The organism is Sphingomonas sp. Leaf28, from assembly GCF_001421685.1.
GTDB classification, from domain to species: domain Bacteria; phylum Pseudomonadota; class Alphaproteobacteria; order Sphingomonadales; family Sphingomonadaceae; genus Sphingomonas; species Sphingomonas aurantiaca.
The window spans coordinates 490,196-502,380 of record NZ_LMKX01000001.1 but is presented as its reverse complement, the minus strand read 5'-3'; the positions used below and the strand labels follow the sequence as shown (position 1 = coordinate 502,380).

General features: G+C 61.7%; 16 protein-coding genes. 11 read left to right on the top strand and 5 right to left on the bottom strand.

Going from position 1 to position 12,185, the window contains the following annotated elements:
- Positions 1-333 precede the first annotated feature (333 nt).
- Both ASE79_RS02365 and ASE79_RS02360 read left to right on the top strand, forming a co-directional pair.
- Complete coding sequence (locus ASE79_RS02365) at positions 334-636, top strand: hypothetical protein (RefSeq protein WP_156359492.1); 303 nt, start codon at positions 334-336, stop codon at positions 634-636.
- Complete coding sequence (locus ASE79_RS02360) at positions 617-1,234, top strand: hypothetical protein (protein ID WP_156359491.1); 618 nt, start codon at positions 617-619, stop codon at positions 1,232-1,234. The genes ASE79_RS02365 and ASE79_RS02360 overlap by 20 nt, the downstream gene beginning before the upstream one ends.
- On the opposite strand, the gene ASE79_RS20130 is transcribed toward ASE79_RS02360, so the two are convergent.
- Positions 1,211-1,438 carry a response regulator transcription factor gene (locus ASE79_RS20130; RefSeq protein WP_082445104.1) on the bottom strand — a complete coding sequence of 76 codons (228 nt, stop codon included), beginning with the start codon at positions 1,436-1,438 and terminating at the stop codon, positions 1,211-1,213. The genes ASE79_RS02360 and ASE79_RS20130 overlap by 24 nt on opposite strands.
- A 451-nt stretch (positions 1,439-1,889) precedes the next feature.
- Here ASE79_RS20130 and ASE79_RS02355 point away from each other — a divergent pair, with 451 nt between their 5' ends.
- The 8 genes from ASE79_RS02355 to ASE79_RS21530 all read left to right on the top strand — a co-directional run bounded on the left by ASE79_RS02355 (position 1,890) and on the right by ASE79_RS21530 (position 5,660).
- The gene (locus ASE79_RS02355) at positions 1,890-2,156 is read left to right on the top strand and encodes a hypothetical protein (protein WP_156359490.1); all 267 of its coding nucleotides are present in this window, start codon (positions 1,890-1,892) and stop codon (positions 2,154-2,156) included.
- Positions 2,156-2,323: a hypothetical protein gene (locus tag ASE79_RS20685; protein WP_156359489.1), complete on the top strand. Its 168-nt coding sequence runs from the start codon at positions 2,156-2,158 to the stop codon at positions 2,321-2,323. Before ASE79_RS02355 ends, ASE79_RS20685 begins: the two co-directional genes overlap by 1 nt.
- A complete protein-coding gene (locus ASE79_RS02350; RefSeq protein ID WP_056411395.1) occupies positions 2,320-2,958 on the top strand; it encodes a DUF3164 family protein in 639 nt (212 codons plus the stop codon). The genes ASE79_RS20685 and ASE79_RS02350 overlap by 4 nt, the downstream gene beginning before the upstream one ends.
- A gap of 5 nt (positions 2,959-2,963) precedes the next feature.
- On the top strand, positions 2,964-3,326 hold the full coding sequence (locus ASE79_RS02345) for an HNH endonuclease (protein WP_056411393.1): 363 nt from the start codon (positions 2,964-2,966) through the stop codon (positions 3,324-3,326).
- A gap of 129 nt (positions 3,327-3,455) precedes the next feature.
- Positions 3,456-4,019, top strand: a complete 564-nt coding sequence (locus ASE79_RS21535; protein WP_235516720.1) for a hypothetical protein — start codon at positions 3,456-3,458, stop codon at positions 4,017-4,019.
- Between the two features lie 314 nt (positions 4,020-4,333).
- On the top strand, positions 4,334-4,603 hold the full coding sequence (locus tag ASE79_RS20680; protein ID WP_056411391.1) for a hypothetical protein: 270 nt from the start codon (positions 4,334-4,336) through the stop codon (positions 4,601-4,603).
- Positions 4,600-4,734 carry a hypothetical protein gene (locus ASE79_RS21850; RefSeq protein WP_268796141.1) on the top strand — a complete coding sequence of 45 codons (135 nt, stop codon included), beginning with the start codon at positions 4,600-4,602 and terminating at the stop codon, positions 4,732-4,734. Before ASE79_RS20680 ends, ASE79_RS21850 begins: the two co-directional genes overlap by 4 nt.
- 41 nt (positions 4,735-4,775) lie before the next feature.
- Entirely contained in the window at positions 4,776-5,660 is an 885-nt protein-coding gene (locus ASE79_RS21530) for a glycoside hydrolase family 108 protein (RefSeq protein WP_235516719.1), read from the top strand.
- A gap of 1,010 nt (positions 5,661-6,670) precedes the next feature.
- Here the strand turns inward: ASE79_RS21530 and ASE79_RS20670 are convergent.
- From ASE79_RS20670 to ASE79_RS02325, 3 genes are all read right to left on the bottom strand, one after another.
- A complete protein-coding gene (locus ASE79_RS20670) occupies positions 6,671-6,817 on the bottom strand; it encodes a hypothetical protein (protein WP_156359487.1) in 147 nt (48 codons plus the stop codon).
- A 954-nt stretch (positions 6,818-7,771) separates the two neighbouring features.
- Positions 7,772-8,509, bottom strand: coding sequence for a Crp/Fnr family transcriptional regulator (locus tag ASE79_RS20120; protein ID WP_082445010.1), 738 nt, complete (start codon positions 8,507-8,509; stop codon positions 7,772-7,774).
- Between the two features lie 910 nt (positions 8,510-9,419).
- Complete coding sequence (locus tag ASE79_RS02325; protein WP_146168821.1) at positions 9,420-9,704, bottom strand: hypothetical protein; 285 nt, start codon at positions 9,702-9,704, stop codon at positions 9,420-9,422.
- Positions 9,705-9,715: 11 nt separating this feature from the next.
- On the opposite strand from ASE79_RS02325, the gene ASE79_RS02320 reads away from it, so the two are divergent.
- Complete coding sequence (locus ASE79_RS02320) at positions 9,716-10,921, top strand: tyrosine-type recombinase/integrase (protein ID WP_056411387.1); 1,206 nt, start codon at positions 9,716-9,718, stop codon at positions 10,919-10,921.
- A 212-nt stretch (positions 10,922-11,133) separates the two neighbouring features.
- On the opposite strand, the gene ASE79_RS02315 is transcribed toward ASE79_RS02320, so the two are convergent.
- Positions 11,134-12,021 carry a hypothetical protein gene (locus tag ASE79_RS02315; protein WP_107958248.1) on the bottom strand — a complete coding sequence of 296 codons (888 nt, stop codon included), beginning with the start codon at positions 12,019-12,021 and terminating at the stop codon, positions 11,134-11,136.
- Positions 12,022-12,185 lie beyond the last annotated feature (164 nt).

Here is a 12,185-nt window from a genome sequence, read left to right as displayed (position 1 = left end):
CAATTAGGTCCTGGACTGATCCTCGCTCATTCCGCCTCATCGCTGAGACTTGCAGCTGCCGATGAGACTGTCGACAACCAATGGTCGAATATAGGGTCCAACATTTGACCATCACGCCCGTCGTCTGGCTGCGTGGATCCTTCAGGTTGCGTTCTAATATGTAGTGCCCGTCATGGAGCTAGCGCTGAATCGTGATTCTCACTATGTTTTCCTAGGGGATTTGGGGGAACAATGGGGGCATATTCAGAGGTACTACCAGCGCCAGCAAGCCGTAAGCAGCAGGCGCTCGATTTCATATCCGAGTACATCCTCGAGCACGGCCGCAGTCGCGCAATGCGTGAGATCGCGCTCGCGCTCGACGTTAGTGACACCCGGGCAAAGGCCTTGGTGAAGAAGCTGGCATTCGAGAAGATGATCGAGCGCGCAGCTGGCGCGCAACGGGCGATCACCGTGCCCGGGTTGCTCGAGCGGCAGTTGCTTGATCGGATGCGTCAGCTCGGCGTCGTCGTGAACGAGGATTTCGCGAACGCCGATCGCGTGCGGCCGTTACCACAAGGTCATCTCCCGCTCGTGGCGATCCTCGAGCATATCCCTGACGTCGACGCCGGGGATCTCCATGCCACACCTACCTACTGACCAGGCAGCGCCTGCTCTCACAACCGAACGCGAGCAACAGCGCGTCGCGCACCTGGTGCTTGGCGAGCCGCGTCCGAAACCCAAGGGCGCCAACCGGCGCAAGAAGGGCAAGGCGGCGGCGACGGTGACGCTCGTGCCTGGCATCGAGGAGCGCGTGCAGCTGCGCGAGCGCTGGTCGCACAAGACGAACGGCACGGCTGAGACGCACGAACACGCTGCTGCGCAAGCGCGACGTGAGGGGGCGCTCGCCCGCCTCGTCGGAACCGGTGCGATCGACGCGCACCAGCTTGCCGCGGCGGATCAGATCGCCGAGGCGTACCATTCCATCACGGCCGAGGTTGCGGTGCGCACTGCGAACTTGGAGCCGCGCAGCTCGGGCGGCGGTCCGCACAGCGCTTCGCACGCGCCTATCGCTGCCGTGATTCGTGAGCGCGCATACGCCCGTTGGCGTGAGGCGGTCGCTCCGCACGGTGCGATGCTGCTCGCGATCATCGTGGACGACATGGCGCTGACGACGGCCGCGCGGGACTGGCGGCTTTCCAACCGACGGGCCCGATCGCTCCTGGTCTCGGCGTTAGACAGCTGGAAGCGCTGCTAGCCAGTTATCTCGCATAACGACCGCGATCATATGACCCCTGTTCCGAGTCCGTGTCTTAAGTCGCACATTTTCGATGTGGCGCTCGACGGTACACGGCGCGATGCTAAGCTCTTGAGCGACCTCTTTGGCCGAGCGCCCTCTAGCGACAAGCCGGAACACTTCTTCTTCGCGAACGGTCAAATGTGGGATTGCAGAATATTGCATTTCGTCCCTCCAATTCATTGCCAAGGGTGGCTAGAAGATTAGCAGCCATCGCCCCCGCGACGCAGGCATTCTGCGCGCGCTCTATTAGCAGATCGTCGGCAACTGGCACGAACTAGCAGGATTAAATACATTCCCGATTCGCGCGTTGTTAATATGACACGTTACCAAATGTTAATAAATCCGGCGCGGACCTAACATCGTGTGATAAACGTACAATGGCGATTTAGTGGACCGAACCTGTAAGTCGCTCGACGTGTCCAGTTCAAACCAAAAAGCTCCCCTATCTGATGGAGGGCATGGCCAAAGTTTGGGGGTGACCTTTGGGGAACTTCCCACAAGGTCACCTCCCCAAACGGTCACGTAACTCGCAAATCGACCCCGCCACAGCTGTATCCGCTGGACGCGGCCCGCCCCCCTTTGTGCGTGCGTCCTACGTGAAGGGAGATCTGATATGCGTCACGATGTTCCCCGATCCGGTGCAGTGGCCGCCCAGTCGAACTCGAACCTGGCCGATCAGCTCGAACGCATCACACCGCGGTTCGATGAGCTGACCCAACGAGTGCGGCTGGGCGTTGTATCTTCGGACGATTACAACGTCCTTGAGGAGCAGGCGCGGGGCATCGCCCGCGACCTGCTCGCCGCCTTCCGGGGCAGCGTCACCCGCGCTGCCCGTCCCCCCCTCTATGTCAGTGCCGATGGCACGAAGGCCGGCTGGTGATGGCAATCCCTCGCGAAGCGATTCAGCGCGCGGTCGACGCCGGTCATCCGGATCATGCCCTGGTCGGCGTCCCGGTAAGCCTATTGCGCGAGATCCTCAGCATCCTCCCGGTCGCGACGATCGCCGCGCGCGTCGCGCCACCCGGCAACCAGGGCGCACCAGCATGAGCACCGCCAAGCACCCCGCCGCGGTCGACGTCGCCGGCACACCGTATCTTCGTGACGCCAAGGGCAGCCTGGTCCCGCTCGCCGCGGTCAAGCCGGTCGACCTGCTCATGGACGAGACGGTGCGTGCGATCCTGACGGACGCGCGCGAACTGTCCGCCCTCATTGCCGCGTTCAAGGCGCGGACGTTCGAGCGCGTCGGCGCGTTCCAGGCGCTGCTCGCGCAGGAGTACGGCACGACCGTCGGCGGGAAGAAGGGCAACATCACGCTGCTCACCTTCGACGGCCGCGAGCGCGCCCAGGTGCAGGTCGCGGACCTGCTTGAGTTCGGCCCCGAGCTGCAGGCCGCGAAGGTGCTGATCGACGAGTGCCTCATGGGCTGGGCAGGCGGCTCGCCGGTCGAGCTGCAGGCGATCGTCAACGGCGTCTTCCAGGTCGACAAGGAAGGCCGGATCAACCGCGCTGAGCTGTTCCGCCTGCTCCGGCTCGACTTCACCGACCCGCGCTGGCTGCGCGCCATGGAGGCGATCAAGGACTCGATCCGCGTCATCGGCTCGCGCACCTACGTCCGCTTCTACGACCGGCCAGCGCACGACGCGCCGTGGCATCCGGTCACCATCGACTTGGCATCCGCGTAACCACCGTGGGGAAGCTCAAGGCCGTCGGCAGCACGCTCACCAGGCTCAAGCCGACGATGGGCTCCCTTGCGCGCGTCGAGCGCAGCGCCGACGCCGACCGCCGCCTCTTCAAGCCCTGGCACAAGTGGTACAAGTCGGCGCGCTGGCGTGCGCTGCGCGTGCTCGTGTTCACTCGCGACCTTTACACCTGCCAATGGCCTGGCTGCGGTTTCACCTCGGCCGACACGTCGCGCCTGGTGGCGGACCATTGCGAACCGCACCGCGGCGACGAGCGTCTCTTCTGGCTGTTCGCCAACCTGCAGACGCTCTGCAAGCCGTGCCACGACAGTCGCAAGCAGCGGGCGGAACGCGCAGCGCTCCTAGCCTGATCGCGCGGGGCAGGGGGGTGGGTCGATCCCTAACGGGGGCCGACCCGCTGGACCCCTATGGCTCCCACGCGGAGATTTTTTCCTCCTGGGCGATCCTGGGTGCGTACTTTCGGGGCGGGGGGCTGAGCGATGGCGACCCGCAAAACACCTGACGAGTGGGCGCAAATCGAGCGCGAATACTTGTCGAGCGACGACTCGATCCGGGAAATAGCTGACCGTTACGCGATATCGGAAGCGGCTATTCGTAAGCGCGCGAAGGCCAAAGGCTGGGAACGGCCGGTCCGCAAGCGCGAACCGGTGCGCACTTTGCTTCCCGCGCCGCGCGCCGCGCAGGCAGTGCCGGTCGAGCCGTCCGAGCCGATCGATGCCGCCACGATCGCCGAGAACGGCCGCCAGCTGGCCGCCCGCATGCTCGACGAGCTCGACGCGATGACGAGCTACCAGGGCGAACTCGAGGAGGCGATCGAGATCATGACCGCCAATGACGAGGACGAGAACCGGCGCAACGCGATGATGAAGGCGGTGTCGCTGCCGGCGCGATCGCAGATCCTCAAGAACCTCGCCAGCTCGCTCAAGACGATCAACGAGGCGGGCGCGCCGGCCAAGGGCAAGAAGGCGCAGGCGCAGGATCGTGCCGCGGCGGCCGGCCGTAAGTTCGGCGCGATCGGCGCGCCAACGCGGACGATCAATTGACCGTTCCGATCTGGTCGACGGCTTGCCTCGATTGGAAACGACGGATCCGCGATCGCCGCACGCTGATCCCGTTCACACCGCTGTTTCCCGCCTCGGCCGAGGCGAAGATGGCCGTATTTTGCGCGCTGCGTATTGCGGATCTTGGCATCAACCGGCGCCGATCACACCGAGCGAAGCAGCCCGCGCCGCAGCTCCGGAGCCTGAACGGTCCCCCACCGAGTAGGCCCTCGCCTGCCGCCCCCCGTCTAAGCAAAGGCTCGCATCATGAAGAATTACATCCTCGCGGGCCTTGGCGTCGCGGGACGGCGGCTCGCGTGAGCGACGCCCCACAACAGCGCCTGGCGCTGAAGGACATCATCATGGTGTGCTGCGCAGTGGTTGCCCCGCTTGCGGTCGTCGGCGGCATGTTCCGCGCTGACGGCAACCGCTCCGCGCAGATCGATACCAACACCCGTCGTATCGAAGTGCTCGAGGCCGCCAACCAGGCCAAGACCGATCTGCTGACCAAGATCGACGGCCGCACGATCCGGATCGAGACCAAGCTCGAGATGATGGCGCCGGCGCCGAAGATGGCCGCGCGATGATCGACGGTCCTATGCTCATGATCCTGGCGGGCGCCGCGATCCAAGGAATCCCGCCCGCCTGCCGGCTGATCGTTCATATCCGACGTCGGCCGCGCGCCGCGCCGGCGCTGGGCTCACCCGCCCGCACCTGATCCCGCCGGCGGCCGGCCGCCCCCCCTCACAGGAGATACCGATGAAACTCGACGCCATGCGTCGGGTGCGTGACCTATGGTCGCGCGCCTGGCCGCTGTGGTCCGTGCGCATGTCCGCGCTCGGCGCCATCCTCACCGCCTTTGCCGCGGCCGCCCCCGACACGCTGCTCCAGATCTGGAACGGACTGCCCGACGACATTCGTGCGGTATTTCCTGAGTCGGTTGCGCGCGTGATTCCGACGCTGCTGTTCGTCGCGACGATCTTCGTGCGCCTGATCCCGCAGAAGCCGGCCGGTGAGCGCAAGAGCCTGTGGAAGTCGATCACCGGCAAGGTCGCGCCGAAGGCGGCCGGCGGGATCGCGGCGATCGCGCTCGCCATGATCGCCAGCGTGATCACGATCGAGGGCGGCTATGTGAATCACCCGGCCGACCCAGGCGGCGAGACGCACATGGGGATCACGAAGGCCGTCGCCGTGCAGAACGGCTACACCGGGCCGATGCGGACGCTGCCGCGCGACGTGGCGGAAAGCATCTATTACAAGCGGTACCTGGTGCAGCCCGGCTATGCCGCCCTGGTGCCGATCGACGCCGCGGTGACGGCCGAGCTGTTCGACACGACCGTGAACATGGGGCCGGCGCGCCCGTCGACGTGGTTCCAGCAATCGACCAACGCACTGTGCGGTACCAAGCTGGTGACTGACGGCCGCGTCGGGCCCGGGACGATCGCGGCGTACCGCGCGTGCCAGGGCAAGCTCGGCGCCAGCAACCTGTGCGTCGCAACGCTGGTCAATCTCGATCGCGCGCAGGCCGCGGAATATGCGCGCCTGGTCCGCGTGAATCCGAAGCTGAAGGTCTTCTATAAGGGCTGGATCGCGCACCGGATCGGCAACGTTGATCGCGGCCGGTGCAAGGTCGCAACGTCGTGATGCGGATCCGCGTCATCGTCGCGCTGGCAAGGCGCGCTGATCTTCGTGCTTTCGAGTAGCTATTGCGGCGTCTGCGCCGGGGTATCGCCTACCCAAAAGTGGGGTACATGCCCCGCTGAAACCTGCGAGAAAGCGTCATTGCGGCGGAGGGTTTCTCCGCCGCGACAATGTCTGATTTTGGTGGCTAGCTGCCGTCCGTAAAAAGTGGCTTATCGGCGGAGAGAGGAACCANGCCGGCTATGGCGTGACCTTCCTCGCGCTCCACCGGCTCGCGATCCTGTGGGGCGGCGTCGGCTATGCGTCATTGCGGCGGAGGGTTTCTCCGCCGCGACAATGTCTGATTTTGGTGGCTAGCTGCCGTCCGTAAAAAGTGGCTTATCGGCGGAGAGAGGAACCAAACTTCGGGGTTCAGCTCCCTCCGACCTACGCTGATACTCTTCCGCCATATCTGCGTGGATTTTGCGTATCGCCGGGTCTGATGCTTCGGAAGCCGATATGCGTTCCATCGCGGCACGTCGAGCAAAGTAGGCGCGGTCCTGGTCGTCGAACATAGTAACCTCCTTACTCCCAAATTTCAGCATTGCCGTCAGTCTGTTGTCAAGAGGCCCTCCGGAGCGGTCATTCTGGACGCTTTTCGGCGAACGCAGCCGGGGTATCGACTGGTCAGATCGGGGGTGTCGAGGGCGCTCAAACCCGCGGAGAAGCGTCAATGCAGCGCAGAGTTCCTTCGCCGCGGCACCGGCTCGTCATCGGCGGCCCGAGCGAAGGCAAGGNCTGTTGTCAAGAGGCCCTCCGGAGCGGTCATTCTGGACGCTTTTCGGCGAACGCAGCCGGGGTATCGACTGGTCAGATCGGGGGTGTCGAGGGCGCTCAAACCCGCGGAGACGCGTCAATGCAGCGCAGAGTTCCTTCGCCGCGGCAATGTCCGGTTTGGGGAGGAAAGCGGACCGGCCGCTTCCGATCAGTTCGTCGCGTCATCCATATAGTCCGGGTTTCGCGAATATCGGACATTAGTGATTGTCGCCGTTTGGCATCGCCTCGATCGCCTTTGCCAGCCACGCAGCAGGCAGTGGAAAATCATAATGATCTAGCAATGCCAGTAACGTCTCCATGCGTGATTTAAGGACGTCCGCAGGGTGCGCCGGTTGTTCGTTCATGAAGGAAGATTCTTACGCTGTGTCGTACGGCGCACCTATCCTATGTTTGGGACAGAATGTCTAACCTATGCATCGTCCGAGACTGGCGGCGGTATAGAACATGTTCCGCGCGAAGATGAGCGGAAGCGGAGTGGTCGGAATGGGCAGGATTGCGGACCGTCCGCTTTGGAGCATAGTCGTTCGTTTAAGACCAAGCGATGCACTGTTGAACGTTTGCCCCGCCCTCGTTCGTGCTAACCGAGCAGCCGGGCTTTGCCGTCCTCACAAGGCCCGAGCATCTCGAGCGCCTCCGCGATCTGGATAGCTACCAGTGATAGGTCTAAGGCATCTGCCTGCGCCAAGGCATCCTCCAGGTCTTCGCGCAGGCGCTGAACGGGCGAGAGGGCGACTCGTGGCATGACGATGACTTAAACTATATCAAGATTTATGCTATCCCAGCCGTCATTGTTTACTTTCCTCGCCCCGTGTAGCTGAGACTGTCCGATCACGCGGTAAACCCGACCGGATGTCGCCTCATAAAAAGTGCCGGTTGGGAAAGGAAAGCTGTCAGGCTGCTTTGGATGAAAACTGACGCATATTGACGTTTTAGCGTTCAGTCTCAGCTTTACGCATCCGTTGGATAAGTGCGGCGATCCCACACAGCAGCCAGAAGCTGCCTCCCAGCAGCATTACTGTGCTGGGCGTTGGATCATCCCACCACAGCGACAAATGACTGGCGCCAATTAAGGCAGGTAGCCAGATGTAAACAGCGTACCGATCGGTATGGCGAGCCCGCATGCGGCCCTTCTACAGCCAATGGGAACGGACGCAAATACATGGTCGGGAATGGCCAGTAAGGAAAGGAACGCAAACTGTCTGCTTACGGTATCAGGGATGGAGAGGTAAGGCGATAATAGCCGACATGGAACCGCTTAGCATTTAACGTTATATGTCGAGGTATCCACGCAGCAATAATTATTCAAAAAAATCATTGACTGTAAGAAATTGTTCTGAGAATTGACCAGCTTGCCTAAATCCGTCTAGATTAACTATTTTGTATTCTCTGTTTTTGTGATTGATTAACTCGCTTTCAACTAGAGACCTGATAGCCCTGTTAACGTGAACAGGTGTAATTCCGACGGCGTCCCCAATCTGCTCCTGCGAGATGGGCAGGTAAAACCGCAAACCATCATTCAAGCCGCGTAGCCTCGTTCTAGCAGCAAATTCGTTCAAGAAATGAGCTACACGAGTTCTTGCGGAACGCCCGCCTATATTTAATAGCCACTCCCGTAATTGGCGTGATTCTGCAGTAGTGATTAAATCTAAGGCCAGCCGAATGTATGAATGGGAGTCCATTAATGAATCAAACTCGGATTTTTGCACATACCCGATGCTAGATTTTTCCGCACAAACCACGTTATGGTCCAGATTATTCACAAATCTGTTTTCTGGATTAACTATGTCTCCAGGAATTATTAATGATACAATTTGCCGGTGACCGTCCGATGTCTGCTTTTGGCGGAATAAATACCCCGATATTACAAATGCATATTCTGAAATTGGCAAGCCTTCCCTGAATACGTAGCTTCCCGAATCGAAGGTTCTTGTTCGAGCTTTCAAACGGCCCAAAGCTCCGTCGTCAAAAACCTGTATCTGCGAATGCGCTAAGAGATTTTTTGCAAACAAACCGCGAGGGTCAATTTCTGAGATCAAAACGCAGTTCCCGTAATATCGGCGGGAGCATTGAGTCTCTCAGTTGCCAAGGGCCGTGCTCGATCAGCAATTTGTGACTCATACCATAGGTTGCCGGATAATACTTGATTGAAGTTAATCTTCACGGCGCCTTTACGGTACGGCGGCAGGTAAGGGTCGCCGTTCGGAGCAGATGGGGCAAATTTAAACCGGGAAAGATGCGCTGAACGAATGGCCGTTATCGGGAGTCATGATTTGTGACCGAAGCGTCCGGAATTGAGCGGAAGCGGGCTGGCCGGTATGGGAGGAAAGCGGTCTTATGATCGTTGCCAGCTGTTACCAGAGGATGTGGTCGGTGATCACGCCCGCCCGTACGAGAAAGCCCAGCGCCGCCCCGATGCAAACGATCGCTCCATACACAGCGATCGCCCGCGTTCGGCTGCGATGGTCCGTCTTGTAGCTCATTGTTCGTTACCTCGTGGCCTCAGTTGGCCGCGAAGATGAACGATCGCACCGCTGTCTGCAATTGGGCGAAAGCAGCCGGGGTATTGACTGATTAAATCGGAGGTATCGACGCGGCTATAACCCGCAGAATAGCGTCGCTGCGGCGGAGGGGGCCTCCGCCGTCAAGCTCAGTTTCTGACCCTGGTAGGGTCCAGCGGGCGGAGAAGATCGATGATGTCGTGCAAACGCGCAGCGATAAGCTCCAAGTCCAATAGTTCTGCCTCTACCACACCGCTCTCGAGGATACTCAAAAGCTTCGCGGCTTGGGATAAAGGCGTTTTTTGCATCAGCGCTTCTGACTGCTGACTCGCTACGCGTCGCCATCATATGAGGGACGCTCACAATCTAATCTGTGTTGAGTTCCGCACCGATTGCGGGTGGACTGGCTATTTTCGGGCCAGCCGGTCCAGGCGGCGAAGCGTTCATTTCAATGCAGGCGAGTAGCGCCTTTGTCGTCGTCGACCGCCGAGCTCAAGGCATCGAGGATGAGCGGAAGCGCTCGCTTCATCTCTGAAATTAGCGCGGCGTCAGCGCGGTCCTGACTATGCGGCGATCCGCTCATGATCATGGCGATGGGATGATCGCCGCTATCGTCTGCGTCGATATAGACCGTGCCATCCACTTCCGTTGCCGCCCAATCGCCAGGCGTAGCAGCGCTCAAAAGTTCGCGCAGTCGCTTGATTCGCGGTCCTAATTTTTTCCTGTCCACCATTGGAGCATTCTATGCTGACCAACGCCGCGGTGAAAGCCGCGCGGCCGCGCGCGGCCCCCTACAAGCTGTTCGACCAGGGCGGCCTGCACCTCTATGTCGCGCCGACGGGCCGGAAGTCATTCCGGATGAAGTTCCGCCTCGGCGGGAAGGAGCAGCTGCTGACGATCGGCGCCGTGCCCGAGGTGACGCTCGACGCCGCCCGTGCCCGGTGCGACCAGGTGCGCGAGCAGCTCGGCCGCGGCGAGGATCCCCGGACGTGCGAACTTGCGCAAACCGGTCAGGCTCGTGCTTTCGAGCACGTCGCGCGCCAATGGCACACCCACATGCGCCTGCGTTGGACGGACGTGCATGCCGGCGACGTCCTCGCCAGCCTCGAGCGTGATGTGTTCCCGGCGATCGGCGCGATGCCGATCGGCGCCGTCACTGTGCCGGTGATTCTGAACGCGCTGCGCGTCATCGAGGAGCGCGGCAGCCTGGTCACCACCGGTCGCGTGCGTCAGCGGATCTCGGCCGTATTTGCCTATGCGATGGCAGAGGACCTGGTCGACCAGGATCCCGCGGCGATCGTCAGCCGCGCGCTCACCCCGCCAGCGCCGGCACAGCACCATCCCGCGTTGCTCGAGATCGAGGACGCGCGCGCGCTGCTCGCCGCGGCCGAGCTGGTCGACGTCGCGCCGATCGTGAAACTCGCATCGCGATTTCTGGCACTGACGGCGGTCCGTTTCGCCGCGGTACGCGGCGCGCGCTGGGAGGAGATCGAGGATCTCGACGGGGCTGCGCCGCTTTGGCGGGTACCGGCCGCGCGGATGAAGCTGGCGGCAGCAAAGAAGCTCGATGCGAAGAACGATCATGCGGTGCCGCTGTCGCGCCAGGCGGTCGCGCTGTTGCGCGAGGTCCGGGCAATTATGCATCAGGACGATGCAAATATGCATGGTTTGATCTTCGATTGCGGCGCCGGCCGAATGATCGGGGAGAAGTCGATCGGCACGCTGTACGATCGCGCCGGTTTCGAGGGGCGGCATGTCCCGCACGGTTGGCGCGCTACGTTCTCGACGCTGATGAACGAGAAGGCGCAGGGAGCAGATGGCGATGTCGTCGAACGGGCTCTGGCACATACGCCGAAAGACAAAGTGAAGGCGGCTTACGATCGCAGTGCTCAGCTTCAGCGACTGCGCGACCTGTTCCAGGAGTGGGCGGATCTGTTGGTCGACATCTGATCAGCGCCGCATACGCGACGCAAGAAAAGAACAACGACTTTCGTTCACTCCCCCCTCGACAGCCCGGGGCGGCGCAAGCCGCCACGTTCCGACAGCCGGATCTTGGCGGTCGGGTCCTTGAGCCATGCCGTTTCGGCTTTGGGGGAGAACAAATCTACGCCGGCTTCGCGTTCAGCGAAGACGTTCTTTTTTCATTATAAACCTAGAAGCTTTCATACTCGGCCAAGATGTCCGTCTGAGGCAAGAAGGGAGGCACCGAAGCCGGCAATAGTGCGGCGGAGTTCAGCGACGTCCTTCGACGGAGCGGGCTGCACGGCCTGCTCAGGCTTGGCAGCGGCCTTGGTGATCCCGAACCGCAGGCGCCGTCGATCGCGCAGCTGGACGAAGCGCTGGTAGACCCGCTCCGCCATCCGTTTCTTGAGATCGAGGAAATACGCGTGGCTCGTTTGCACCCGCTGCTTCACCGCGGGATCGCTCCGGCGTGATTTGGTAGTGCTGCGGCTGATCCATGCGAGCAGCCCGTGATGCCCGAGGCGGCGCAACGCTCGACCGACGCTTTTCTCGGAGCATCGTGCCGCGACCGAAATCTTCGCCCAAGACGGAAACCAGCGCCCCGAGCCCGCGAAGCACAGAAAGTTGAAAACCGCTTCGTATACCGCAACGTCAGTGCGGGTGATCCCAAGCGAATGCTTCTCGAGGTCCGCCTTGATCGCGGCCAGCGCGATCCGGATAGCGGCGGGGCGACCGTTCGGACGATCGGCGTCGGGGCACCCCATCAGTTCCTCCAGCTCAGCTGACAGCACCTCACGTTCATGCTTGAGCTTCTGCTTCGTGCCCCGCGGAAATTCCGCGGCATGTTCCGCCTGCAGCTCTTTCGCTACCGCCACCAGGGACTCGACGGTCGAGATCCTTTCAGCGGTCGACTCGAATCGGTTGCGGTCCCACGGTTGCGCTGCTGGTGCGGCCTCATCGACGCAGCCGCGGCGAACCTGTGCGTCGGGTCCGCGATCGCGGACTGATCCGTCCGCAGCTTTAGCGATGGTGCCTGCGATCTGGCCGAAGCCCCGCAGCGTAGGTGTGGAAGAGAAGGTAAGCGACATCGTGTCGGCTCCCGGAGGGAAGTCGATGGGCGCACGAAAGCGCCAGCTGAATCGGTGTGTTCAGCCGCGCGGACGTGTTTTGGGGTGGTGGCGCGCCAGTCAGAGCGGGCGCTGGAGCCTCATCAGGCTAAGTATTGGGAGGTGGAGCACGCGCGACTCTGCGT